The sequence below is a fragment of the Silvimonas sp. genome, from assembly GCF_031291215.1.
GTDB classification, from domain to species: domain Bacteria; phylum Pseudomonadota; class Gammaproteobacteria; order Burkholderiales; family Chitinibacteraceae; genus Silvimonas; species Silvimonas soli.
Window position 1 is genome coordinate 303,649 of the sequence record NZ_JARLJK010000066.1, and the last position, 25,189, is coordinate 328,837.

General features: G+C 58.5%; 21 protein-coding genes and 1 pseudogene. 10 read left to right on the forward strand and 12 right to left on the reverse strand.

Going from position 1 to position 25,189, the window contains the following annotated elements; translation table 11 throughout:
• Nucleotides 1-120 precede the first annotated feature (120 nt).
• On the forward strand, nt 121-6,096 hold the full coding sequence (locus P4L78_RS09315) for an Hpt domain-containing protein (protein WP_309327747.1): 5,976 nt from the start codon (nt 121-123) through the stop codon (nt 6,094-6,096).
• 457 nt (nt 6,097-6,553) lie between these two features.
• Here P4L78_RS09315 and P4L78_RS09320 read toward each other — a convergent pair whose 3' ends face one another.
• Nucleotides 6,554-7,642 carry a citrate synthase gene (locus P4L78_RS09320; RefSeq protein ID WP_309327749.1) on the reverse strand — a complete coding sequence of 363 codons (1,089 nt, stop codon included), beginning with the start codon at nt 7,640-7,642 and terminating at the stop codon, nt 6,554-6,556.
• A gap of 94 nt (nt 7,643-7,736) precedes the next feature.
• On the opposite strand from P4L78_RS09320, the gene P4L78_RS09325 reads away from it, so the two are divergent.
• From P4L78_RS09325 to P4L78_RS09335, 3 genes are all read left to right on the forward strand, one after another.
• Nucleotides 7,737-8,894 (forward strand): citrate synthase family protein, encoded by a 1,158-nt coding sequence (locus P4L78_RS09325; RefSeq protein ID WP_309327751.1) that lies wholly within the window; start codon nt 7,737-7,739, stop codon nt 8,892-8,894.
• A 138-nt stretch (nt 8,895-9,032) separates the two neighbouring features.
• A complete protein-coding gene (locus tag P4L78_RS09330; protein WP_309327753.1) occupies nt 9,033-9,935 on the forward strand; it encodes a hypothetical protein in 903 nt (300 codons plus the stop codon).
• A 71-nt stretch (nt 9,936-10,006) separates the two neighbouring features.
• Nucleotides 10,007-10,558 carry a hypothetical protein gene (locus P4L78_RS09335; RefSeq protein ID WP_309327754.1) on the forward strand — a complete coding sequence of 184 codons (552 nt, stop codon included), beginning with the start codon at nt 10,007-10,009 and terminating at the stop codon, nt 10,556-10,558.
• 86 nt (nt 10,559-10,644) lie between these two features.
• On the opposite strand, the gene moaC is transcribed toward P4L78_RS09335, so the two are convergent.
• The 6 genes and pseudogenes from moaC to P4L78_RS09365 all read right to left on the reverse strand — a co-directional run bounded on the left by moaC (nt 10,645) and on the right by P4L78_RS09365 (nt 14,655).
• Nucleotides 10,645-11,112, reverse strand: coding sequence for a cyclic pyranopterin monophosphate synthase MoaC (moaC, locus tag P4L78_RS09340; RefSeq protein ID WP_283151438.1), 468 nt, complete (start codon nt 11,110-11,112; stop codon nt 10,645-10,647).
• Between the two features lie 114 nt (nt 11,113-11,226).
• Nucleotides 11,227-11,760 (reverse strand): annotated as a pseudogene (gene mobA / locus P4L78_RS09345) (molybdenum cofactor guanylyltransferase MobA); the annotation flags it as partial.
• The gene (moaE, locus tag P4L78_RS09350; protein ID WP_405051521.1) at nt 11,717-12,187 is read right to left on the reverse strand and encodes a molybdopterin synthase catalytic subunit MoaE; all 471 of its coding nucleotides are present in this window, start codon (nt 12,185-12,187) and stop codon (nt 11,717-11,719) included. The gene moaE and the pseudogene mobA, both read right to left, overlap by 44 nt.
• Nucleotides 12,188-12,189: 2 nt before the next feature.
• The gene (locus P4L78_RS09355) at nt 12,190-12,450 is read right to left on the reverse strand and encodes a MoaD/ThiS family protein (protein ID WP_309327756.1); all 261 of its coding nucleotides are present in this window, start codon (nt 12,448-12,450) and stop codon (nt 12,190-12,192) included.
• Between the two features lie 21 nt (nt 12,451-12,471).
• The gene (glp, locus tag P4L78_RS09360) at nt 12,472-13,674 is read right to left on the reverse strand and encodes a gephyrin-like molybdotransferase Glp (RefSeq protein WP_309327758.1); all 1,203 of its coding nucleotides are present in this window, start codon (nt 13,672-13,674) and stop codon (nt 12,472-12,474) included.
• 246 nt (nt 13,675-13,920) lie between these two features.
• A complete protein-coding gene (locus P4L78_RS09365) occupies nt 13,921-14,655 on the reverse strand; it encodes a peptidylprolyl isomerase (RefSeq protein WP_283147717.1) in 735 nt (244 codons plus the stop codon).
• A 274-nt stretch (nt 14,656-14,929) separates the two neighbouring features.
• Here P4L78_RS09365 and P4L78_RS09370 point away from each other — a divergent pair, with 274 nt between their 5' ends.
• Entirely contained in the window at nt 14,930-15,649 is a 720-nt protein-coding gene (locus P4L78_RS09370; RefSeq protein WP_283147716.1) for a MarC family protein, read from the forward strand.
• A gap of 46 nt (nt 15,650-15,695) precedes the next feature.
• Here P4L78_RS09370 and P4L78_RS09375 read toward each other — a convergent pair whose 3' ends face one another.
• The 3 genes from P4L78_RS09375 to waaC form a co-directional block, all read right to left on the reverse strand.
• Nucleotides 15,696-16,232, reverse strand: coding sequence for a hemerythrin domain-containing protein (locus tag P4L78_RS09375; RefSeq protein ID WP_283147715.1), 537 nt, complete (start codon nt 16,230-16,232; stop codon nt 15,696-15,698).
• Nucleotides 16,233-16,299: 67 nt separating this feature from the next.
• Nucleotides 16,300-17,586: a lipid IV(A) 3-deoxy-D-manno-octulosonic acid transferase gene (gene waaA, locus P4L78_RS09380; RefSeq protein ID WP_309327761.1), complete on the reverse strand. Its 1,287-nt coding sequence runs from the start codon at nt 17,584-17,586 to the stop codon at nt 16,300-16,302.
• Complete coding sequence (waaC, locus tag P4L78_RS09385) at nt 17,583-18,542, reverse strand: lipopolysaccharide heptosyltransferase I (RefSeq protein ID WP_309327763.1); 960 nt, start codon at nt 18,540-18,542, stop codon at nt 17,583-17,585. The genes waaA and waaC overlap by 4 nt, the downstream gene beginning before the upstream one ends.
• A gap of 110 nt (nt 18,543-18,652) precedes the next feature.
• On the opposite strand from waaC, the gene P4L78_RS09390 reads away from it, so the two are divergent.
• Together P4L78_RS09390 and P4L78_RS09395 are read left to right on the forward strand one after the other, a co-directional pair.
• The gene (locus tag P4L78_RS09390) at nt 18,653-19,303 is read left to right on the forward strand and encodes a diguanylate cyclase domain-containing protein (protein WP_283147712.1); all 651 of its coding nucleotides are present in this window, start codon (nt 18,653-18,655) and stop codon (nt 19,301-19,303) included.
• Between the two features lie 49 nt (nt 19,304-19,352).
• On the forward strand, nt 19,353-19,619 hold the full coding sequence (locus P4L78_RS09395) for a hypothetical protein (RefSeq protein WP_283147711.1): 267 nt from the start codon (nt 19,353-19,355) through the stop codon (nt 19,617-19,619).
• A gap of 26 nt (nt 19,620-19,645) precedes the next feature.
• Here P4L78_RS09395 and P4L78_RS09400 read toward each other — a convergent pair whose 3' ends face one another.
• A complete protein-coding gene (locus P4L78_RS09400) occupies nt 19,646-20,158 on the reverse strand; it encodes an O-acetyl-ADP-ribose deacetylase (RefSeq protein ID WP_309327765.1) in 513 nt (170 codons plus the stop codon).
• A gap of 298 nt (nt 20,159-20,456) precedes the next feature.
• Nucleotides 20,457-21,074: a ribosome biogenesis GTP-binding protein YihA/YsxC gene (gene yihA, locus P4L78_RS09405; RefSeq protein ID WP_283147709.1), complete on the reverse strand. Its 618-nt coding sequence runs from the start codon at nt 21,072-21,074 to the stop codon at nt 20,457-20,459.
• 104 nt (nt 21,075-21,178) lie between these two features.
• Here yihA and P4L78_RS09410 point away from each other — a divergent pair, with 104 nt between their 5' ends.
• The 3 genes from P4L78_RS09410 to ccsB all read left to right on the forward strand — a co-directional run bounded on the left by P4L78_RS09410 (nt 21,179) and on the right by ccsB (nt 25,046).
• Nucleotides 21,179-21,796 carry a c-type cytochrome gene (locus tag P4L78_RS09410; protein ID WP_309327767.1) on the forward strand — a complete coding sequence of 206 codons (618 nt, stop codon included), beginning with the start codon at nt 21,179-21,181 and terminating at the stop codon, nt 21,794-21,796.
• Between the two features lie 74 nt (nt 21,797-21,870).
• Nucleotides 21,871-23,928, forward strand: coding sequence for a cytochrome c biogenesis protein ResB (locus tag P4L78_RS09415; RefSeq protein ID WP_309327769.1), 2,058 nt, complete (start codon nt 21,871-21,873; stop codon nt 23,926-23,928).
• The gene (gene ccsB / locus P4L78_RS09420; protein WP_390901491.1) at nt 23,925-25,046 is read left to right on the forward strand and encodes a c-type cytochrome biogenesis protein CcsB; all 1,122 of its coding nucleotides are present in this window, start codon (nt 23,925-23,927) and stop codon (nt 25,044-25,046) included. Before P4L78_RS09415 ends, ccsB begins: the two co-directional genes overlap by 4 nt.
• Nucleotides 25,047-25,189 lie beyond the last annotated feature (143 nt).

The following is a 25,189-nucleotide window of genomic DNA, read 5'->3' on the forward strand; positions in this document are numbered from 1 at the left end:
AGGGGCTGACAAACCGCAATGACCATTTCGCCCTGCCCTGCGCTGTACTTTGGCAGGTTCAGTCAGCGCGCGACGGTCAGCGCGAGAATGTCGGCCCCTTGAACGAACCGGGTCATCCTCATGAGCGTGCATACCGAATTCGATCAAGGCTCCCTGATCTGGGTCAAGGGAGAGCTTGAACAAACCTTGAGCCGTGCGGCCGAGGCGCTCAAGCAGTTTGGCAGCGTCCAGGACGCCGCTCTGCTCAAGCATGCGCAAACCCATCTGCACCAGGCGGTAGGCGCCTTGCAAATGGTCGAACTACAAGGCTTGGCGCGTTATTGCGAAGAAGCCGAACTGCTGGTTGCCAGCGTGGCCCGTGAAGAAACCGGCAACCACGCGCTGGAAACCGCCATCGCCGTTACCGCCGATACGATCAGTTATCTGGAACGGATTTCTGCCGGTGCGCCGAACGTACCGCTGGTATTGCGCGAACAACTGTCCAAAGTAGCGGCCATGCGTGGCCACACCATCAGTGGCGCCGAACTGTTCTTTCCGCAGTTGGGCCAACTGGTGGTACCGGCTGACTTTCCGCACCATACCGTAGCCGAAGCCGATGTTCCGGCCTGGGTGAAACAGCAACGTACCCGCTATGAATCCGGCCTGCTGCGCTGGCTGCGTGCCCGCGATGCAGCGGGTGCCACCGCCATGGCCAAAAGCCTGACCGAACTGGCCAGCGCCCAAAACAATATGCTGCCGCGCGCCTTCTGGTGGAGTGCTGCTGCGGTGGTCGACGCATTGCCAAGCAACGACAACACGCCGGATCTGGACCCGCGCCTGCTGCTGATGCGCCTGAATCTGCAACTGCGACGACTGGCCGACGGTTCCAGCCGCGTTGCCGAGCGCTTGTTCCGCGACTTGCTGTATCTCTTGGCGCATGACCGCAGCCAGAGCCATCTGGCACTGCGCCTGAAACAGGCTTTCGAACTGGAAGGCATGCTGGCCGATGCTGGTGCCAGCACCTTGTCGCCGCAAGCCCAGGCCCGCGCGCAAACGGCCCGTGCCCTGCGTGAAGAACTGAGCAACGCCAAAGACCTGTGGAGCCGCGTAGCCGCTGGTCAGCAAGATCGCCTGCCGCAACTGGCCAACGACATCAATCGTCTGGCCGCGCATTGCGAAGAGCTGGATATCCCTGGCCTGCAAAACCTGTGGCAAGGCGTATCGGGCGTGTTTGAACGTTGTGCCGGTCGCGGCATCAGCGAGCCCGAAGCGCTGGAACTGGCCACTGCTCTGTTGCTGGCCGACAGCGCCCTGGCCATTTACCCGCAGCAATCGTCAGACTTCCCGCCGCAAGTCGATGCCATGTTGCAGCGCCTGGCTAACCCGGCCATGGCCGCAGAAATCGATCTGCCGCAACTGGATGCCGTCAGCCGCGAAGCGCAAGAAAAACTGCTGGTCGCGCAATTGGCGCAAGAAATGCGCAGCAACCTGCGCAATATTGAAGACACTCTGGACGCCTTCTTCCGCGACCCAAGCCAGCGTGCCGCGCTGACCGGTCTGGATGGCACCATCAATCAGGTGCAAGGCGCCCTGATGATGCTCGATTGCCAGGATGCAGTCTCGCTACTGCTGGCCTGCCACGAACGCGTTCACGCGTTGGCCGCCGCCACCGAAGATCCGCAAGCCGCCGAGCTGGAAGAACTGGCCGAAGCGTTCTCCACCATTGGCTTCTATGTGGATGGGCTGGAACAAGGCCGCGACGATGGCGCCACGCTGTTGCGCCCGATGCTGACCCGCCTGACTGGCATTGCGCCGGCACCCGTTGAGCATGCTGAACTGGCTGCTGCGCTGGAAGCCGAGCCGCCCATGGGCGAAGCCGCGAGCGCCGAGCCGGAACACATCGAGATCAGCGAACCGGTAGAAAGCCGGCCACTGCCCGCATCCGAAGAAGCGGTCGATGCCGAGTTGCTGGAAGTCTATCTGGAAGAAGCGGCCGAAGTGCTGGCCACCATTTCCAGCCAGCTCGATATCAGCCGTCACGCGCCGCACGATCGCGAATCGCTCACGGTGATTCGCCGTGGTTTCCACACCCTCAAAGGTAGCGGTCGCATGGTCGGTCTGTTCAACCTGGGCGAAGTAGCCTGGGCCATTGAACAGGTCATGAACAAATGGCTGCAAGCCGAAACGCCAGCCACACCGGAAGTTCTGGCTCTGGTCGGCGACGCCCACGATGCCTTCCGTGGCTGGGTGGCGCAGTTGTCCGAAACCGGCGGCGCGCAAGTAGACCCAAGCGTACTGACGGCCCGCGCCGAAGCGCTCAAGCAACAACTGGATCACGGTACTGCGCTGGCTGCGCCGTCCGTTGCGCCTGTGGTCCATGCACCGGTAATTGAACCTGTCGCCACTGAGCCGCAGATTGCAGCTGAACCCGTCGTTGAGTCCGTAGAAGAAGACACACTGACCGTCGATATGGCGGGTGAGCCGGTTGTCGAAGTCGAAGCCGACGATATCCAGATTGGCGATGTCGCGGTGTCCCGCACCTTGTTCGGTATTTTCTGCGACGAAGCGGCGCGCCATCTGCAGACACTCACGCAAGGTCGCACCGCGCTGGAACAAGGCGACGCACAGCCGCCCGCGTTCTTGCTGGCCGCACATACCTTGGGTGGCATTGGAGCCACTGCCGGTTTTAGCGGTCTGGGCGATCTGGCATATGCGCTGGAACAATCGCTGCAAAAATCCAACCCAGACGCTACCGAACCGCAAATTGCTGCCGTGAACCGCCTGGAAACCATGCTGCAGGAGATTTTTGCGCAGCGTGACCCAGGCACCGGCACCGCAGAAATCGCCGCGTTGGCCGCCAGCGACGAACCGCTGTCGATTTCGCTGGATGAAGAAATTTCTTTCGGCGCTTTGCCGCAAGATGGTGCCGAGCTGAATCTGGACGAACTCACGCTGGATGAAGTCGAGCCAGCGCAGGCCGAGGCCAGCCACAGCGTAGCCAGCGCCGATGCCTTGTCGCTCGGCGAGATCAATCTGGATGAGTTCGAGCTAACCGAACCTGACCATGACGAACTGGCCGCTCTGGCGCTGCTGGATGGCGCTGAGCTGGATGCTGACGGCGCTCCGGTGGAACTGGATCACGCCCTGCACTTCGCGGCGCCCGCCACTGATGAATCGCTGGAACTGGATATCGGCGAGCTGTCGCTGGACGAACTGAACCTGGATGATCTGGGCGAACTGGACGAACTCAGCGCGCCTGAATCGGTTGAGCCTGTGGCTACGGCAGACGCGCTGGTGGTTCCTGAAGCCACGGAGTTCACCGAGCTTGCAGATCACTCAGCGGCTGAAGCGGCTGAACACGAAATTGTCGATGCCACTGAAACACCGGAGTTTGCCGACGAGCTGTTGCTGACTTCGTTCCCGCAAGCACTGGAAGAGCACGCCGCCGAGCTTGATCACGTTGCTTTGCATGAAGAGACGTTGGCAGAAGCTGACGCACCGGCGACTCACGGCACAACCGTCGTTGAGCTGGTCGCGACGAACGCTACCGACACCGTTACTGCTGAACACGTCGAGCCGGCAATTGCCGAGGTGGCTGCGGAAGAAGAAGCGGTTGCTGAAGAAGCGCCGCTGGAAGCCGTGGTCGCCGATGCCGAGCCAGAAGTCGTCGAAGAACCTGCCGCCGAAATCGAACCGGTAACGGTTGATGAGGTGACACCTGCGATCAGCGAATTGCTGGCAGAGCCTGCAGCAAGCGATCTGGTCGTCGAAGATCACACTTCGCCCGAACTGGAACAACTGCTGACCCCGCTGGCCATTGCGCATGACTCGCTGCCCGAAGTGCTGCTGGGCATGGGTCACTCGCTGACCGAACGCAAAGCCGAGCTGGATCAAACACTGACCGATGAAATTGACGATCAGTTGCTGCCGGTGTTTGTGGAAGAAGGCGATGAGCTGCTGCCGCAAATCGGCGGCGCTCTGCGCGGCCTGCGCGAAGGCGAGGCTGAAGACGCCGACAAGCTCAAACGCATTCTGCATACCCTCAAAGGTAGCGCACGGATGTCGGGCGCGATGCGCATGGGTGAGGCGACTCACCGCATGGAATCACGCCTGCTGGCGAGCGGCGCGGCGGTATCTGGCCCGCTGGTCGATGAGCTCGAAGCCGACTATGACCTGATCAACCTGTTGTTCGACGAACTGGCTGGCCGTACGCCCAAGCCGTCTGATGTGGTTGGGCAAAGCGCGCAGGCGGTTGCCGCTACGCAAAACCGCACTGCGCAGCAACCATTGCTGGCTGCCGCGCCGGATGCCGAAGGCAAGACCACCATTCGCGTGCGCTCTGAACTGGTCGACAATCTGGTTAACCAGGCCGGTGAAGTGTCGATTGCCCGTTCGCGCATCGAATCGGAAATGCTGGCGCTCAAGAGCTCCTTGCTGGATCTGACCGAAAACGTGACGCGTCTGCGCACGCAAATGCGTGAACTGGAAATCCAGGCCGAATCGCAAATGCAGGCGCGCACGCGTGAATTCCAGGAATCGAACCAGTCGTTCGACCCGCTGGAATTCGACCGCTTTACCCGTCTGCAGGAAGTCACCCGTTTCATCGCCGAAAGCGTGAACGACGTGGCAACCATTCAGCATAACTTGCTGAAAAACGTGGATGAATCCGCCGCCGCGCTGACCGCGCAGGCCCGGATGACCAAAGAACTGCAACAAAGCCTGATGCGCGTGCGCATGGTGCCGTTCTCCAGCATCTCTGACCGTTTGTATCGCCTGACCCGCCAGACCGGTAAAGAGGTGGGCAAGAAGGTCAACCTGGAATTGCGCGGTGGTCGCGTGGAAATTGACCGTGGCGTGCTGGAAAAAATGGTTTCGCCATTCGAGCACATGCTGCGTAACGCCATTGACCATGGTCTGGAAACACCGGAAGAACGCGCTGCCGCTGGCAAGAGCGAGTTTGGTGAAGTCCAGGTTGAAGTGCGCCAGGAAGGCAACGAACTGGTAGTGATGCTCAAGGATGACGGCAAAGGCCTGAATATTGAGCGGATTCGCGCCAAGGCGCTGGAACGCGGGCTGATCGAAGCCGGTGTCACCGTGGCTGACCGCGATCTGATGCAGGTGATCTTTGAGCCAGGTTTCTCCACCGCTTCTACCGTGACGCAGATTTCCGGTCGCGGCATCGGCATGGACGTGGTGAAGAACGAAATCGGTAACCTCGGTGGCCGTATCGACGTCGATAGCGTCACCGGCGAAGGCACCAGCTTTACCATTCACCTGCCGCTGACCCTGGCCGTAACGCAAGTGCTGCTGATCAAATCTGGTGATCATCAATACGCGATTCCGTCGGTGATGATCGAACAGGTACAGGAACTGAAGCAAGAAGCCTTGGCTCGCTTGTACGAAACCCGTTCGCAAGACTGGCTCGGTGGTCGCTATCCGTTCTCGTACTTCCCGCGTTTGCTGGGTGATGGCGCGAGCATGCCGGAAACCAAGCGCTTCTCTACCGTGCTGTTGCTGCGCTCCGGTGCCAACCGCATGGCGTTACACGTGGACGAACTGGTGAAGAACCAGGAAGTGGTGGTGAAATCCATCGGCCCGCAACTGGCGCGGATTCCAGGCGTGGCCGGTTCCACGGTGCTGGGTAACGGCGATATCGTGCTGATCCTGAATCCGCTGGCCCTGCTGGCACGCGGTGAAGTGGCGACTCAGCAAGCCGGTGCGATCTCGATTGCGCCGGAACAACTGCAAACCACACCGGTGGTCATGGTGGTGGACGATTCGCTGACCGTGCGCAAGATCGCCAGCCGCTTGCTGACCCGCGAAGGCTTCCAGGTGCTGACCGCCAAAGATGGCGTAGACGCCCTTCAGCAGTTGCAGGACATCAAACCGGCGGTGATGCTGGTGGATATCGAAATGCCACGGATGGATGGCTTTGAGCTGACCCGTAACGTGCGCGCCAACGATGACACCCGCCACATTCCGGTCATCATGATCACCTCACGTACTGCCGACAAACACCGCAACTACGCGGCCGAGTTGGGTGTGAACGTGTTCATGGGCAAGCCGTATCAGGAAGACGAGCTGATGGCGCATATCCGCAGCTTTATTCCGGCCTGATCTGATTGATCTGATTTGTGCAGCTGAACCAACAACAAAGCCCCGCAAGGGGCTTTGTTGTTTTCAGGGACTTGTCTCAGTACTTAGGACTTGAGCAACCCCGGGCAGGGCTACGCATCCCAATTCGTCATCCCCGCACAGGCAGGGGTCCAGCGACGATGGTTAGCGAAGCCTCTGGATTCCCGCCTGCGCGGGAATGATGAGGCATCAGGGTATTCTTGCGACATGGTCTGAACACCGTCTTCCTCCACTCTTCCGGCTGCGTAGGGTGAGTGGAACCTGCCCAAGAGCGTCCCTTGGTCTGCGACATCACCCGCGATTACATGCCGAGACGTAGGGTGGATTCGGCCCAGGAAACCGGGACAATCCACCATGCCACGGCCAATGCCACACCTGAGTTCGCAGATGTTGGAGCCACAATGACAGATGGTTACTGCCCTGCCGGGCTATGCCGAATCTATCCAGCTTCTGACCATTCACTCGCTGCCACGGCCTGCGGCATGGGCCCGATATATTCCGAAGCGGGTCGTAACAAGCGTCCATCCAGTTGCTGTTCACAAGCATGCGCGATCCAGCCCGCAGTACGGGCAGCGGCAAATACGGGCGTGAATCCGGCTCGCGGGATATCCAGCGCTTCCAGCAACAACGCGGTGTAAAACTCGGTATTCACATCCAGCCGCCGCCCGGGTTTGTGTCTGGCCAAGGCCGCCAGACCCGCTTGTTCCACCGCTTCAGCCAAGGCGATGCGGTTATTGCGACCACGCAGCGCGTTCACGGCTGTTTTCAACACATCGGCTCGCGGATCGCGCACCCGATAGATGCGATGCCCGAATCCCATCAGCCGCTCACCCCGTGCAATAGCCGCATCAATCCACGCCGGAGCTTTGTCCGCCTGGCCGACGGCATCGAGCATATCCAGCACTGGCCCTGGTGCGCCGCCGTGCAATGGCCCTTTTAATGCGCCCATTGCGGCCACCACGGCCGAGACCAAACCAGCGCCAGTTGATGCAACTACCCGCGCGGTAAAAGTCGACGCGTTCAAACCGTGATCCGCCGCCGCGACCAGATAGGTTTCAAATGCCTTAACTTCGGCCGCATCTCCCGCTTTGCCCCGCAACATGCGCAGCAAATCAGCAGCGTGGCTGAGCGCGGCATCGGGAGCCAGTGCGGGCAGGTTTTGCGCGCTGCGGATGCTTGTCGCCATGGCAACACCCGCTGCCGCCAGCAACAGACTGGCATCAGCGGGCTCATCCGGCAGTAACGCCAGCAAGAAACGCATGCCTTCAATGGCCGACATGCCATTCAGCGTGGGCAGCAGCGGAGAAAAATGCTGCCACGCCCGCATCCGACCACGACCCAGATCGGCGGATAAATCCGCGGCATGCGGCACCAACTCGCGCCACAGCAATGCAGTGACTTGCTCAAAACGCCACTGCCCGGCCAACGTTTCCAGTTCGTGGCCGCGCAAAATCAAACGTCCCGCCTCACCGTCAACGTGACTCAAGCGCGTTTGCGCGGCGATGATCCCATCCAGTCCCGCTGCCATTATTCATCTCCTTCAAATACATGCAGACGTGGACAGCTTATCCATACATTGATTTAATAAAAATATTGAATACATAAATCAATATATTTAGCTTATGGATACCTCACCACCGCGTGGCTTGATCGACGCTCGCACTGCTACCGCCCGCCTTGGCATTAGCCTGAATACGCTCTACGCCTATGTCAGCCGGGGTTTGATCCGCACCGCCGGGCCAGCTGCTGACCCGCGCCAGCGCTGGTATGTAGAGAGTGACATCAGTGCCTATCTGGCCCGCAAACAACGTCAGCGCCGCCCCAAAGAGGCAGCAAGAACCGCGCTGGACTGGGGCTTGCCAGTGCTGCGTACGCGCATCACGCGCATTGAGAACCAGCAGCTGCAATATCGCGGTCATGACGCGATTGCCCTGGCGCAATTTGCGTCGCTGGAAGAAGCCGCAGCCATTCTGTGGGAACAACCTTCGCTGGACTGGGTGCCCGAAGACGCGCCTTTACCCCGCCTGCCTGGCCGGTTGCCCGCACTGCAACGAGCGACTGTTGCACTGGCCCTGCACGCCGCCAACAAGGCGCTGCCGATCGATGCTCCGGTCGCGGCTCAAGCCATGGAAGGTATCGCCCTGATGCGAACGGTTTGCCTGGCCTTGGGCGGCGCGCCCGGCTTGCCGGTACACCAAGCGTTAGCGCAAGGCTGGGGGCGAACTCATCTGGCGGAGCTGATCCGGCGCGCGCTCGTGTTGTGCGCCGATCATGAACTGAATGCCTCAACCTTTGCCGTGCGCGTCACCGCGTCCACGGGCGCCAGCCTGGCTGCCTGCCTGCAAGCCGGGCTAGCCGCACTCAGCGGCCCACGTCACGGCGGTATGACAGAGAAGGTTTCACGAGTACTGGCAACGTTGCTCGATAGCGCCGACTCAACGGATGATGATGAAGTCAAAATCGACCAGGCTAGCCGCATGGCCGAATTGTTTGGACACCCGCTATATCCCGATGGCGACCCCCGCGCCCGCGATTTGCTTAACAAGATGCCGCATGACTCCAGACTGAGCCATTTGATCCAGTCCGCGCAAAGCAGCGAAGGCGGATATCCCACACTTGATCTGGCACTGGTGGCTCTGGAGCGTTACGGCAAACTGCCCGCTGGCAGCGCGCTAAAACTGTTTGCCATGGGCCGTTGCGTGGGCTGGATTGCCCATGTACTGGAACAGCGTGAAAGCGGCCAGTTGATCCGGCCACGGGCGGAGTTTGCCGGCCCATGACTGCGATTTTGGCAGATGAATTGTCATCTGTGCCTTTCAAACAACACGGCAGCGCAAATCCGCAGCATGTAAGGGTTTTGTCATCTAAAATCTGACTAGATTAGAAATCAATTATAAACAATTGTGCCGGAGCCAAAAATGCGGTTTTTCCTCGTTCCTTTCGCAACAGCGGTGGCGTTGTTGTCCGGTTGCGCCGTGCAACCGGCATTTAAACCGATGCCTGCTGCCGCCGTGCAGAAAGTAAAAAACTCAGACATTGAAGTACTTATTTCGCAAAAAGAATTGAATGCCTCTATTAACAATTCAAATCTGACCGCTGCAGCCGGTGGTGGGTTGTTGTTTGCCTTGATCGATACAGCAGTCAATAACAGCCGTGAAGATGACGCGCAGCATTTGATTGTGCCTTTGCGCAATGCATTACTTGATTACAGTTTTAATGATCAAGCCATGGAAGCAGTAAAACGTGAAACCGGCAACATCTCGTGGATTGCCGAAAAGAACGTCATGTTGCTGACCAAGGTCACCAATCAAAATGTAGAAAAAGCCATTGCCGAATCCAAAAAGGATGTGTTCACCACCATCGCTTTTGCCTACGAATTGTCGCCAGACATGAAGACCATAACCGTTATTGGTCATGCCAATGCATTCCCCAACACCGATGAACTGAAAGCCTTGCAATTGAGCTTGTACCAGGGAACCAGTAAAGTAAATGACCCCAGCGCCATGAAAACGCTGATGGTTAATTCCATTTATCGTGATCGCGTTGTCTTTCATGAAACATTGCCCGGCGATATCAAAGATCGATCGGCGGCCATTGCCCTGTGGTCAGCCAACGGGGGCGAATTGGCACGCAAGGCGCTTGATCATGGCGTAGATGTCGTTGCCAGTTTGCTGGCACGCGATTTTATCGCTGCCAATACGCCAGTAGTAGCGGGTGCGATTTCCCAACAGCCGGACGCATTTTTGACGGATATCGATGGTCAGAAAATGTCTGCCACCCGCGACAAGCTGGGCTCGCTGGTGGTGGTCGTCGTTAAATAATATTGCTGGGCGAAACCATGCAGGCGCCCTTGGTGCGCCTGGATGTTGATGCTACCTGCCCGGTTCATACTATGAAAAAACTGCTTATTCCATGTTTGATCGCGAGCCTTGCTGGCTGTGCTGCACCGCCTAAAGCCACCCTCAATTCTGATTACCAGGCAAACGATATTACTTCCGCGCGAGAAACAACCGTTCAGCGAGTTTGCCCTATCACCTTTGCCGGAATCGCAGACGAACGAAAAGCTGATGAAACGTTGGGGATGCCATATGGGACAGAAATCGTGGCAGAGAACGTCCCGCAGCTTATACACAATGGCTTTCTGAAATTGCCCAAAACCTACTATCAGGTTTCAAATACTGCCGGGGCGCAATCCAGCATAAAATTGCATTTGAAAAAATTCTATATTGATGCGCAGTCGGTTTCGCACGTCAGCAATATTGTCATGAAACTGGATGTAGTCGATGCACAGGATGGCCTCTTGGCGAGCACCACTTTACGAGGCGTCGATGTGAGCGTGAACTGGACCAACAGCGAGTCGGCCATTAACAATTCATTCAATCTGGCGCTAAAGAATCTATTCGAGCAAGCCAACCCGTTTCTCAAACGGGAATGCCGGGTTTAAGTCTGAGGGTGTTGGGCAGATTTGCGGCAATTCGTGCATATTTATGGCGTCAATGGTGCCAGCCAGGGACGCCTAAACGCCGCCAGTCATTCCCCCACCCAATGCCCCGATTTCCCGCCTTGTTTCTCCAGCAGCCGCACGCCGTTAATGACCATCCCCCGGTCCACCGCTTTGCACATATCGTAGATAGTTAGCAGCGCAATTTGCGCGGCGGTGAGGGCTTCGATTTCTACGCCGGTGCGTCCGACGGTTTCGGCGGTGGTTTCACAGATCACGGTATTGCGAGGGGTGTCGATCTGGAAGTCGACCGTGACTTTAGTCAGCGCGATGGCATGACAAAGCGGAATCAGTTCCGGTGTTTTTTTGGCGGCCATAATGCCGGCGATGCGGGCGATGCCCAGCACGTCACCCTTTTTGTGGTTACCGCCTGCAATCAGCGCCAGCGTGGCGGGTTGCATGGTGATTTCGCCGGTGGCGCGGGCAAGACGCGTGGTTTCGGGTTTGGCGCCGACGCCGACCATGTGCGCCTGGCCGCTGGCATCAAAGTGTGTCAGACCACCGTTGGCAACTGGCGGGGGTTCGTAAGCCAACTGGGTGGCGGCGACGTTGAGCGCATCCAGCGAATTGAGGTTGGGGAAGGCAGAATCGGGAAACTCGACCCACACCGGAGAGAGTGTTTCCAGCCAGTCGCCCAGTTTCAATTGATTCTGCGACAAACGCTCTACCAGCCCGGGCAAGGTGCTGCGCTTGACCAGGCACAGCGCCGGATGGGTCCGCTCGGCGGTTTTGACGGCTGCGGCTTGTGCTTGCGGATGCGCATTCAGCGCGCTGGCCAGTTGTTGCAACAGATCATGCGGCAGTTGCGGCACATCACATGGCACCACCAACAGGCATGGCGCGGGCGAGGCGAGCATCGCGGCATGAATGCCTGCCAGCGGGCCGCAGAAGCCGGTGTAAACGTCATGCAGTACTGGAAAGCCAAAGCGTGAGTAATCCGCCAGGTTGCGATTGGCACTGACCAGCACCTGGCCGATGGGATGGGTCTGCTGCGACAAGGCGTGAGCCGCCCATGCCACCAGCGGCTGGCCGTTGAGCATAGCAAGCCCTTTGTCTTGCCCACCCATGCGACGGCCTTCGCCTCCGGCCAGAATCACTGCATCAATCGTCACTGTTTTGCTCCCATCGTTGCCGCGCCGCGTCATCGCTGGCCCGTGCTTCTACCCAATTGGCTCCGGCGTCCCCAATCTCTTGCTTCCAGAACGGGGCCTCGGTTTTGAGGTAATCCATGATAAAGGCATTTGCTTCGTACGCTGCAACCCGATGCGCGCTGGCGGTGATAACCAACACAATCTGCTCACCTGGCTGCAAGGTGCCGACGCGGTGGATAACGCGCACGGCGTTAAGCGGCCAGCGGGTGGCGGCTTGGTCGACAATGTGCGCCAGCGCCTTTTGCGTCATGCCGGGATAATGCTCCAGCCGTAAAGCGCGGCCGCCGTGCCAGTCCCGCACCAGCCCGGCAAAAGCCACAATGGCGCCGGAACCCGGAATGGCTTGGGCGGCCTGATATTCGCTGGCCAGATCAAAATCGGCCTCGCCCACCTGGATGTACACCTGCGGCGTGGTGTTCACGTTTAGCCTCCGGTAACCGGTGGAAACAACGCGACCTCGGCGTGATCGGGGATCAGCTCATCCAGCTGCACCATGTCCTGGTTAATCGCCGCACGAAACGGCCTGGCACCGCTGAATTGTTCATCCCACGCACCGCCACGCAGGCGTAACCAGGCAACCAGATCGCGCACGCTGGCGACATCCAGCGGCACGCTTACGGTTTCTGCCTCCGTGCCCAGCGCATCACGCAGGCGGGCGAAGTAGCGTAGTTCCAGGTGTTTCATGGCGATGTCTTCCGATGATGTTTACAAGCGCAAGTCGTAGTGCAAAAAGGTCAGGAGGTCCCCTGCCGCAACGGGGATGTTTTCTGGCACTACGGCCAGGCCATCTGATGCGGCAACTGATGTCAGCACGCCCGAGCCTTGATTGCCGAAAGGCACCAGTTTTCCGGCTTCAATGCGTACTCGCAGGTATTCACGACGCGCGCCAGCAGGCCGACTAAACCCGGCAGGCACTTGTAGTTGAGCGGGTTCACTTGCACCAATCCGCCCTTGTCGCTTGGCCAGGAAAGGCCGTACCAGGACGAAGAAAGTGACAAAGCTGGAGACCGGATTGCCTGGCAAGCCGATAAAATCGGCCTCGCTACCGTCAGCACCGCGAATGCGTCCTTGCGCGAACGGTTTACCCGGCTTGATGGCGATTTTCCACAAGTCAAGTTGACCCAGGCTTTCGACGGCGGCCTTGACGTGATCTTCCTCTCCCACCGAAACCCCACCACTGGTCATTACGATATCGTGCCCAGCTGCGGCCTGTTGCAGTGTGTTTTGCGTTGCAATCAGTGTGTCGGCGACGATCCCAAAGTCGGTAACCTCACACCCTGCTTCACGCAACATGGCTGCAAGCAGGTAACGATTGCTGTTATAGATTTGTCCCGCGCCTAAGGGCTGCCCTGGCTCGACCAGTTCACTGCCGGTGCTCAGCAGTGCCACCCGTAAAGGGCGAACAACCGTTACTTGCGCCACGCCGATAGAGGCCAGCAAACCCAGTTGGGCAGCGCCAAGACAGGCGCCCCGGGCCAGCACGATGCCGCTCTGGCGAACGTCATCACCGGCGCGGCGAATGTTTTGGTTCTGTTGTGGCGGCTGGCTGAGTTGCACCTTGCCATCCACCACGGTGCAATCTTCCTGCATGGCGACCGCATTGGTCCCGGCCGGAATGGGTGCGCCGGTAAAAATCCGCGCCGCCTCACCCGCACCCAGGGCGCTGCCGGTTTCACCAGCGGCGATACGCTGGGTGAGCTGGAACACGGCAGGTGGCACGGCAAAATCCGGTACGTGCAGCGCGTAACCATCCATGGCGCTGTTATCAAACCCCGGCACCGCAATGGGTGAGACCACTTCTGCGGCCAGTACGCGGCCATGCGCGGCGGCGAGCGCGACTGTTTCGGTCTCAGTCAGAGGGCGGGCTGTGGCCAGCAATTGCGAGAGCGCTTGATCGACGGTTTGCATGCAGCTCAGTCATGTCGTTTGAATACCGTTGATGATACGCGTCAGCGCGAGTGGGCAGAAGGCAGCCATTGGAGGTATTGCCAGCGCAGCCAGATTTGTGGGTCGCGCTGTTGTTAGAACTGACCCGCGTCGGCCGATAAAGCCACCGGGGATTGATAGCTCGAACGAATGACTTCTCACCAGTCGGCAATAAAAAACGCCGCCCCTTGCTCAGGGTGCGGCGTCTGGCTGCCGTCAGGCGAAAAATCAGGCCGACATCGGCTTGAGTTCGTAACCTTGAATGTCAGCAGCTTGTACCAGCGTTTGCAGGTATTCATGCATGGCGCGGCGGGATTTGCTTTCGGTGAGGAACTCGCCCAGACGATCTTTCACTTCGTCGTAGGAGACTGTCTCGCCAGTGGTTTTCTTGCCGGTGCGAATGATGTGCAGACCGAACTGGGTTTCTACCAGACCGTCGTACAGCTGGTTTTCGCCCAGGCCGAATACGGCAGCGTCAAATTCCGGCACCATCTGGCCACGACCAAATTGACCCAAGGCACCACCTTGTTTGCCCGACGGGCAAGCCGAGTGCTCTTTGGCCAGCGCTTCAAATGCAAACGGCTGGGCTTTGACTTCAGCCAGAATGCGTTCGGCTTTGGCACGCAACAGCGACGGCTCAACGCCGTTCTCTGGCGTGAACAGGATATGGCTGGCTTCGGCTTGTTCGCCGCGCACAAACGCTTGCGGGTTTTCGGCGTAGAAGGCTTCGCATTCTGCGTCGGTGGCGTCTTCAGATTTGACTTCGCCTTGCAGCAGCGTGCCGATGGCTTCTTCCGGCACAGCGACATCCAGACCCTTGGCTTTGGCTGCCTGCAGCAGCAATTCGCGCAAAATCAGTTCTTGCACTGCGCCATCGACCGGACGCGGTGCGTCCTCGTGGTGCGGCAGTTCCGCTTCAATCATGGCGTCGGTAATTTCGACGCCGTTGACGGTGATGGCCATCTATTGCTCCCGGGGTTCCATAAAAATCGAGCCACCTGCATTCAGGTGGCTTCAGCGCTAAATTGTATCTGCCCGACGCAAAATATGCAGCGGAAATGCTCAATCCATGCCGTTCGTCGTCATTCGAAAACAGCCAGCCAGCGGGTATTTTTTGGCATTCGCCCCGGATACTCCGGTTTTTTGGGGCGTTCCGCAGTTTGTCCGCTACAAAGCGGACGCCACACAACTACAATCCGGGCATTGTCATCCACACTTCATGACGTTGGGTTAGTCCATGCAGCAATTCTTCGCAATGTTCCTTGGCAAGATCATCCTGGTGATTGTGGGCTTGATTCCCATTTTGAATCCGCTTGGGGCAATGCCGATCTTTTTGTCACTGACCGAGCGCTATACCTCAGAAGAGCGGGCGATTCTGGCGCGACGGATTGCGTTCTTCTGTTTTTGCTTGTTGTTGTTCAGCATGTTTATCGGCTCGTATGTGCTGGATTTTTTCGGGGTCTCAATCCCCATTGTGCGGGTATGTGGTGGTTTGCTGGTCGCTTCTGCGGGCTGGAAGCTGCTCAATAGTCCGGAAGACTCGGGCGGCGCAAGTGAGCCCATTGGCAATGCCAGTGATCATGCCCGCCGCTCCGCTGAGCTGCAGAAGCGTGCGTTTTATCCGCTGACATTTCCGTTTACGGTCGGCCCCGGCTCCATCACCGTCGCGATTACTCTTGGGGTGGGGATACGCGGCCAGGACCGCCATCAGTGGGATATACAACTGGCCAGCGCCATCGGTGTAGCGGTCCTTTCCGCCATCATCTATGTCTGCTACCGCTATGGTGATCGCTTGCTCAAGCTGATTGGCTCAACCGGCACCGTCGTGTTTCTGCGGCTGTCGGCGTTTATTTTGCTGTGTCTGGGTGCGCAAATTTTCTGGGATGGCGCCAGCGGCCTGGCGGCGGAATTTCTGACATTGCACCCATGGCAGTTCAGCCCGACTGGCCAAGGCTAACCGGCCATTGCCCGCTCGGGTGACCGCAACCCCAAGATCACAAAGATCAGCGAATCACCACGGGTGCCACTGAGCGCCGGGCAGCCATATTGCGACCCATTGCTTCGCGCTCTGCTTCACTCAGCAAGTGTGCGGCTTGTGGATAGACTTCATTTTCTTCGCGCCCGGCATGAGTCACATATTGCTGCGCAAACGCATCCACCCTGGCCTGATCAAGCAACACAGCCTCGCCAGCCGCAATGGCAAGCAGCAGGCTCCGCGTCGCCGCCCACTGTGCGTGCAAATGCGGATGCTCATTCTGCAAGGTCAGGATGGTTGTTTGCAGTTGCGGATCGCCGCGCTGCTGCAACAGGGGGAACAGATCGTCGTCTTCGTCTTGGTGATGCAGCGGCGCGGCAACATCAAAGTAACGCAGGATGGCTTTGGCAGCGTCTTGCGCCTGGGCATCCGAACCATTTACCGGTAAAAGGGCGGACAGCTTTTGCAGCAAGCCCAGATAATGGCGTACCCGTTCATGGCAGGCCAGCAGCAGAGAAACTGGATCATCGAATCCGGCGTGACGGTCAGAGAACCGGTTAAGCATGGCAAGCATCCTGGCGGCGCGTAAAACGTGATGGTATGCCCGACCGCCTGCGCAATTAATGGTCGGATTACGGCTTGCCAGTGGCTGTCGGCACCGCCAGTTGTTCGGCCAGTTGTTTGAGCACACGCCCGGTGGCACCGCGATGCGCTGCGGCAAACGCCAGCCCTGCCTGGCTGGTGGCGCTGCGAGCCGCATCATCTTGCAGCAGTTGGACGGCCAGCCGGGCCACTTCCACAGCGTCTTTGCCTTGGCGAGCCGCCCCGGCATCGACAGCAATACGCGCTGTTTCAGCAAAATTGAAAGTGGACGGCCCAATCACCACGGGCGTGCCCACGGCGCACGCTTCAATCAGATTCTGGCTACCAAATGGCAAAATCGAGCCGCCAATAATGGCGACATCAGCCAAGGCGTACCAGGCCGTCAGCTCGCCCATGCTATCGCCGAGCAACACTTGGGCGTCACCAATATCGTGTTCATTCCACTCACTGCGGCGCAGACACGCCACGCCACGCATGGCCAGCATGGCGGCCACTTCATCAAAGCGTTGCGGATGGCGCGGCACGATCACCAACAGGGTATTGGCTGGCAATTGCGCCAGCTCCAGCGCATCCAGCAGCAGCGTTTCTTCGCCTTCGCGGCTAGAAGCAAACAGCAATACCGAACGCGGACCCAGCGCTGCGCGCCAGGCTTGACCGTGCTCTACCTTGGCTGGCGCCGGTTCAAAGTCGAATTTCACGTTGCCGGTCACGGCCACATTGCGTGCACCCAGTGCGCGCAAGCGCTCAGCATCGGCGGCGCTTTGGGCAAAGGTCCCGGTTAGCTCGGCAAAAGCGGGTGCCGCCAGCCAGCGCCAACGTTGGTAACCGGTAGCGGATTTTTCAGAAAGGCGGGCATTGACCAAAAATAACGGCACGCCACGCGCACGGCATACATGAACCAGGTTGGGCCAGATTTCGGTTTCCATCAGCAAGCCAAAAACCGGCTTGAAATGGCGGATAAAGCGACGCGTGGCGCCAGCGTAGTCATAAGGCAGATAGGCGATCTGCACGCTTTCGCCCAATAGTTCGTGTGCGGTTTCGCGACCGGTCGGCGTCATGCAGGTGAGCAAAACGCGATGATCCGGCCACGCCTGCATCACATCTTTGATAAGAGGCGCTGCGGCACGGACCTCACCTACCGATACCGCATGCAACCAGATCACGGGCTGCGTATTCGCACTGCACGCGCCAAACAAACCCCAGCGCTCTCGCCAATGTTGGCGATAGGCCGGTTGTTTGAATGACCGGCGCCATAAATAGAGCATGACAATGGGTGTGACCAGCCACAGCAGCAGCGAATACAACGCGCGGATCATGAGCGCATGCCCGACGTGGCTGCTTGCCAGACGGCCTCGACATCAGGCGAAGCACCATCGTGGCCAACATTCACCGCGTAGGTAGATGCCAGCACGCCGTTCTGTTCGGGGTCTGATGCCAGGAACACCGCGACTACCGGCGTGGCCATGGCCGCAGCCAGATGAGCCAACCCGGTATCGACTCCCACCACCACTCGCGCATCGGCCAACAAGGCGGCAGCAGCATCAAGCGCCATCTTCGGTGCGGCCTGCGCTCCGGGAATAACAGCGGCAAGACGTTCTGCCCGCTCGCGCTCCGGCGCACTGCCCCAAGGCAGCACGCAGGCCAGACCACGCTCGGCAAAGCGCGTGCCCAAAGCAATCCAGTGCGGTTCTGGCCACTCTTTTTCGGGGCGGCTGGTGGCGGTGAGTAGCACCACATACGGCTGCGGTTTAAGCCACGGCAACTCCACTTTTGGGCGCGGCAAACCGTAATCGATTTTATCGGGCAGCGGATAAGCCAGCGCCGCCGCCGAGAGCTTGCGTACCCGCTGGATGGCATGTTGCTGCCATACCACCGGATAGCTGTATTGATAGGCAAAGCTGGCCAGCGCTTCACGCGCGCTGCTGCGGTCCGGGCCGGCGATCGGGCCATTGGCCATGCGGGCAAAGAACACGCTCTTGAGCAGGCCCTGGACATCCAGAATCAAATCGTACGGTTTGGCCTGCAAAGCCGCTCGGGCGGCACTGAACTCACGCCAGGTTTGCGCGCTGAATGGCGCTTTGCGCCAGCGCCGCAGCGCGACCGGAATCACCTGCGCTACCGCTGGATGCAAACGCGGCAGGCTCTGGAAACTTTCTTCCACTACCCAGTCCAGTTGCAAGCCAGGCAGAGCCCGCGCCATGTCAGTCACGGCAGGCATGGCGTTGATGACATCACCCATAGAAGAAAGGCGAACGATCAGAATATTCGGCATGGGCGGCATTCTAGCAGGCCAACGGCACTGGCGGATCGCTCCGGGCACGCTACACTGTTAACTTGATATGCCATCCAGATATTCCGTCTGGATAAAGTGAGTTTGTACCCATGCCAAGTGTTCCTGTCTCTTTTGTCTGGTTTCTGGCCGCCGCCGGCTGGGCCATTGCCATTGCTGCCGTGATCGGCTGGAATCTGGTGCGTATAGAGCACCGCAGTTTCATCAGCAAGCAGGCCAGCCGCGCGGGGCTGGATGTGCAAACCGGCCTGAGTGCCCGTGACCGCTTTCTGACCGAAACCACCGCCACCATCAACCGCGCTCATCGCACCCATGCAGCGATCTGCATTCTGCTGATTGCCATTGAGCGTATGGAATTGCTGGAACAAAACTATGGCCCGCTGGCGCGCGATCTGGCGCTCAAGCAACTGGCCACACTCTGCCGCTCCAATGTGCGCGATTTCGATCTGGTCGGGCGTTTCTCGGATAACGAAGTCGCACTGGTACTGATGGATAGCGAGCTTTCCGGCGGGCACGTGGTGGCGAAACGGTTGCTGGCACGCAAACCGGCACACGTGGTGAAAATGCCGGATGGCCGCGTGGTGGATTTCGAACTGGAATGGGGCCTGGCGCAGTTGCGCAGCGAGGCCGACACTGCGGAAGACTTGTTATTGGCCGCCGATGCCGATCTGGTAGCCAACCGCACCCGACGCAATCGGCCCGAACTGCAATTGATCGCGGGCGGCAAGGCGGTCGGTTTATAATTTGCGGCTGGCTTGTGCCAGTTCACCTGCAGCGCGCTGGCGCAAATCCATGAAGATTGTTCGCACTATTGAGGTTTGGGGCAAAGGGATGGAAGGCGCCTTTATTGGCCACGTGCCCGTTGCTGCGTCGATCTCCACAACTTTTCTCTACGGTTTGTTCGCTCATGAGCAAGACAAACCCGATCCGGACATGAAGTTGTCGTACATGCTGGACGCTGCGCGCGTGGCCTTGTTGCAGCCCTATGTGGCGCAACAGCTGGCACCGGATCAATACGACTACATTTTGACCGCTTATGGCGTTCCCGACACTGATTGAGGCCGCTGCAGGATAACGCCGGCAACTCAGTCCTGGCGCAGCAAGGCCGCCTGGTAAACCGCCAAGTCCCGCTCTGAAAAACAGCAGAACACGATCTCTTGTGGCATATCTGGCTGGCCCATCACTTGGCGCACACTGCGCACGGCGATATCAGTGGCTGCGGCCAGCGGATAGCCATAAACCCCGGTGCTGATGGCGGGAAAGGCGATGCTCTGTATATGGTGCGTCGCGGCCAGCGCCAGACTATTGCGATAACAGGCGGCCAGCAATTCTGCTTCGCCCGCATTGCCTCCGTGCCAGACCGGGCCAACGGTGTGGATCACATAGCGTGCAGGCAGCCTAAAACCACCAGTGATTTTCGCCTCTCCCGTAGCGCAACCACGGAGCGTACGACACTGCGCCAGCAATTGCGGGCCAGCCGCACTGTGAATTGCGCCGTCTACGCCGCCACCGCCAAGTAGTGATTCATTCGCGGCATTGACGATGCAATCCAGAGCAAGTGTGGTGATATCTGCCTGAATGGCACGCAAAGTGGACACAGCACCCTCCGGCAAGCGACCCGACTGATCCATTATGCAGAATCAGTAGCCGGATGAATCAATCTGCAGGTCCAAGACGCCAGGTCGCCACCCGTTTATGCAAGGCCGTCTGGCGCGTTTCACACAAACTTAATGACGTTGGCATAGAAAAAAAGAAACCCCGGCCCAAGGGGAGAATGACCGGGGTGTAATACGCCTTGGCATTTAGCCAAGGCACCCGCTCAGGGAGGAAAAGCGGGAGGTGCAGGGGCGCACCCAGCTATCAGAATAGAAAGCTTCGCGCAAAGTTCAAGGAATGCTATTCACCGTCCGTCACTTGGATGGTGAAAGCATCGAACCAGGCACCGACGATTTTTTCGACATTTTCGACACCTTGCTTCTTGGAGCTGGAGAAAAGCTGCGCGGTAACTTGCGGATTTCCTTCAAATTCCTTGAGCACGCCACGCAAGGCGTTGGTTTTTTCCTGGGTGGAAAGCTTGTCGGATTTGGTCAACAGACAGTGCACCGGTTTGCCCGAGGGCAAGAACCAGTCCAGCATGCGTCGATCCAGTTCGGTGAGCGGGCGGCGGCAATCCATGATCAGTACCAGACCGATCAGGTTTTCGCGCTCTTTCAGATAACGCCCAAGCAGCCCTTCCCAGTGATTGCGCACCGCGGCAGGCACGGCGGCATAGCCGTAGCCGGGCAAGTCAACCAGCCTGCGTTGCCCATCCCCAAACTCGAAATAGTTGATATGCTGTGTCCGGCCCGGCGTTTTGGATACGTAGGCAAGACGGGTGTGATTGGCGAGCGTATTGATCGCGCTGGATTTACCGGCGTTGGAGCGCCCGGCGAAGGCAACTTCGATGCCATCAACCGGCAACATACGAAGTTCATTAACAGTGGTCAGGAAGCGGAGTCCGCGAAACAGCGACATGGTGTGTAGTCTGGTATTTGGTCTTGATATAGAATATCAGGATTTGATCCGTCGCCCGGCCTTAAACGCCGACGGGCATACCAAAATTCATAAGGGAGCTAGTTATGCGCGTTGCGCCCGTCGCAGCCCTGTTTGCTGCACTGACGATGATGAGCACCGGCGTTTTCGCCGCCACAACAGCCAAAGGCGATCCTGCAAAAGGCAAGGAAATCGTCGACAAGGTATGTGCCGCCTGTCACGGCGCGGATGGCAACAGTGTCGTCCCGGCCAATCCAAGACTGGCTGGCCAGCATCCCGAATACATCTACAAGCAACTGACCGAATTCAAAACGCAGAAGCGCAAGAACCCGGTCATGCTGGGTATGGCCTCGCAATTGTCGGATGACGACATGCACAATGTGGCTGCTTACTTCAGCACGCAAAAACCGAAAGACGGTGGCGCATCGGACAAAGTACTGATCGCAGCTGGCGAAAAAATCTATCGCGGCGGCATTGCAGCCAAGAATGTGCCAGCCTGTATGGCCTGTCACGGCCCAAGCGGCGCTGGCATGCCAGTGCAATATCCGCGCATGGCTGGTCAGCATTCGGCATATATCATTACCGAGCTGAACCTGTTCCGCTCGGGGGATCGCACCAATGGCCCGGCCATGAACGATATTTCGGCACGCCTGTCCGACCAGGAAATCAAATCCGTGGCCGAATACATCCAGTCACTGCACTGATTTACCCGGTGCCATGCAATCTTAACCCAGGCACACTACTCTAGAGGGGCGGACAACCGCCCCTCTTTTGCTTTATGACTCAGACAGCCACCCGCAATCCTCGCCACGTTTCGTTCAGCCGCGCCCTGTTCGAACTCTTTTCATCCATGCGTTTTGCCGTCAGCCTGCTGACGGTACTGGCGATCGCATCGATTATCGGTACCGTGCTCAAGCAAGGTGAGCAGTACATCGATTACCGCATCGAGTTCGGCGAGTTCTGGTTTGGCATCTTCAAGCCACTGGGTTTGTTCGATGTCTACCATGCGGGCTGGTTCTTGCTGATTCTGGCGTTCCTGGTCATTTCTACCTCGCTGTGCATCTGGCGCCATACACCAGGCATGCTGCGCGACATTCGCAGCTATCGTGAACATGCCACCCGCAATTCCTTGCGCTTGATGGCTCACCACGCCGAGAGCACCGGCGCGGTTGATCGCGAAGCCGCGCAGAGTTATCTGAAACAAGCTGGTTATCGCTGGCGGATACTGGAAACCGAAGGTACCTGGATGCTGGCCGCCAAAAAAGGCGTGGGCCAGCGCCTGGGTTATTTCTTTGCGCACGCCGCCATCGTGGTGATCTGTATTGGTGGTTTGATCGACGGCAATCTGCCGCTCAAACTGCGCGAGATTGTCGGCAACAAAACCGCCGAACTGCGCGATATCCCGCAAAGCCAGGTGCCCGCACAAAGCCGGCTGGATGCGGGAAACCTGTCTTTCCGCGGCAATGTCACGTTGCCGGAAGGCTCAGTGGGCGACGTGGTGTTTCTGAACTCGGGCGAAGGTTACTTTGTTCAAGACCTGCCGTTTGCCATTCGCCTCAAGCAATTCCAGGTTGATTACTACAGCACCGGCATGCCCAAGCGCTTTGCGTCGGATATCGATGTACTTGATCGGCAATCGGGCAAAGTGGTGAAAAGCGGCACCGTTGAGGTCAACAAACCGCTGGTTTACGACGGCATTGCCATTTACCAGGCCAGCTTTGGCGATGGTGGCTCGCCGCTGCAACTGACTGGCTGGCATCTGAACCGGGCGGCGTCGCAAAAATTTGAGGCCCGCTCCAAGAGCACCCAGAACATCACGCTGGATGACAACAAGCAATACACGCTGGAGTTCGGCGATCTGCGCGTGAACAACGTGGAGAACATGGGCAAGGATGCCGGGGCGGATACATCCGCAGTGGCCGTCAGCAAGCTGGAACAAGCGCTGGCGTCGTCGCAATCGGTGAAATCCAGCCACAATGTGCGCAATCTCGGCCCCACCATCCAGTTCAAGCTGCGCGATTCGTCTGGCCAGGCTGTGGAATTCCAGAATTACATGGCGCCGTTTCTGGATGACGGCGCGCTGTATCTGCTGACCGGCGTACGCAAGGAAATTGGCGCCTCGTTCCAGTACGTGCGCATTCCGCTGGATAACGATGCCAAGGTCGACACCTACATGCGCTTGCGCAATGTAATGATGGACCCGCAAGCGTGGCCCGAGATCGCCAAGCGCACCACCGACAAGGCTTTTCAGAATGGCGGTTTCTCGGCCACCAAGCGCGATGAATTCCAGGCGGTAACGCAAACCATCCTGAACCAGTTTGCCCAGGGTGGCTTCGCGCGCATTGACCAGTTCATTCGCCAGAAAGTACCGGAAGACAAGCGTCAGCCAGTGGCACAAACCTATCTGAAGATTCTGCAAGGTGCGACGGTCGATGCCATGGATATCGCCCAGGAACGCGCCAGTCTGCCGCCTCTGGCAGTTGACCAGAATCAGTACCGGTTCTTGATGGACAGCCTGGTGGCCACCAGCGGTTTCTTTGAATATGGCTCGCCCGTGTATATCCAGATGACTGGCTTTACCGAGGTGAAATCCAGCGGTTTCCAGCTTACCCGCTCGCCCGGCAAACAGATTGTGTTCTTCGGTTCCATCCTGCTTGTCATTGGCATATTCTGCATGTTCTATCTGCGCGAAGAACGCGTGTGGTTGCGTGCCGCAAAAGACAGCACCTTGCTCGCACTGACTGGCAACCGTCGCTCGGGCGACCTGAGCAAAACGTTTGAACAGCACCGCACCGCGTTGCTTCCTGCACCCAAAAATGAAGAGTCCGCGACATGATGACGCTCCCCCTTTCCCGGCGCTCGCCGCTGGATTTCGTGTTTGCGATCCTGATGATCGCAGCGGGCGGCATTGCCTACGCCCGCTATGGCCAGTACATGGATTACTACGAGCACGGCATTTTGCTCGGCGCGACCATTGGCATTGTCTGGTTCGGCTGGTTCTGGCCCGCCATGCGTTATTTCTTGCCCGCCGCCGCGGTGCTGGCGCTGATCGGCACTGCCAGTTACCACGGTGATCTGGCGACGGCGCAGCATTCGTTCCTGCTGAAGTATTTCCTCGCCAGCCAGTCGGCCGTGATGTGGATGTGCGTGCTCTATGTGATCGCCACCGTGCTGTACTGGGTAGGGATGCTGTCGCGTTCCGGCACGGCATTGTCCATTGCCTCGGGCCTGACCTGGACCGCGGCGCTGGCCGCGCTGACCGCCATGCTGGTGCGCTGGTACGAAAGCTATCTGATTGGTTCGGATGTCGGGCACATTCCGGTTTCCAATCTATACGAAGTGTTCATCCTGTTCTGTTTGATTACCACGCTGATGTACCTGTATTACGAAGCTCGCTTCAAAGCGCGTGCGATGGGTGCCTTTGTGTTGCTGGTCATCACCGCCGCCGTCGGCTTCATCCTGTGGTATTCGCTGGATCGCGGCGCGCATGAAATCCAGCCGCTGATTCCGGCGCTGCAATCATGGTGGATGAAGATACACGTGCCCGCCAATTTTATCGGCTACGGCGCTTTTGCCCTGTCGGCGATGCTGGGTGTGGCGCAACTGCTGGTATCCAAAGGCGTACTGGCCAGCCGTTTGCCGAGCTACGAAACGCTGGGCGAAGTGATGTACAAGGCGGTGTCGGTCGGCTTCCTGTTCTTTACCATTGCCACCATCCTCGGTGCGGCGTGGGCGGCTGATGCTTGGGGCGGCTACTGGAGCTGGGACCCTAAAGAGACCTGGGCGTTGATCGTCTGGCTGAACTACGCAGCGTGGTTGCACGTGCGTCTGGTCAAGGGCTGGCGCGGCAACGTGCTGGCCTGGTGGTCGGTGATTGGTCTGGTCGTCACGACCTTCGCTTTCCTCGGTGTGAACATGTTCTTGTCTGGCCTGCATTCGTACGGCGGACTGTAGGCCGTTTGCATGTCGTTTCAGTATCAATAAAAAAGGCGGATTTCGAATCCGCCTTTTTTATTGCGCGCAGCAAACATCCGCTACTGTGATGCCGCTCTCCGCCGATTGGCGGTCGTCTGTCTCATTCAAATCACAAATCCCCA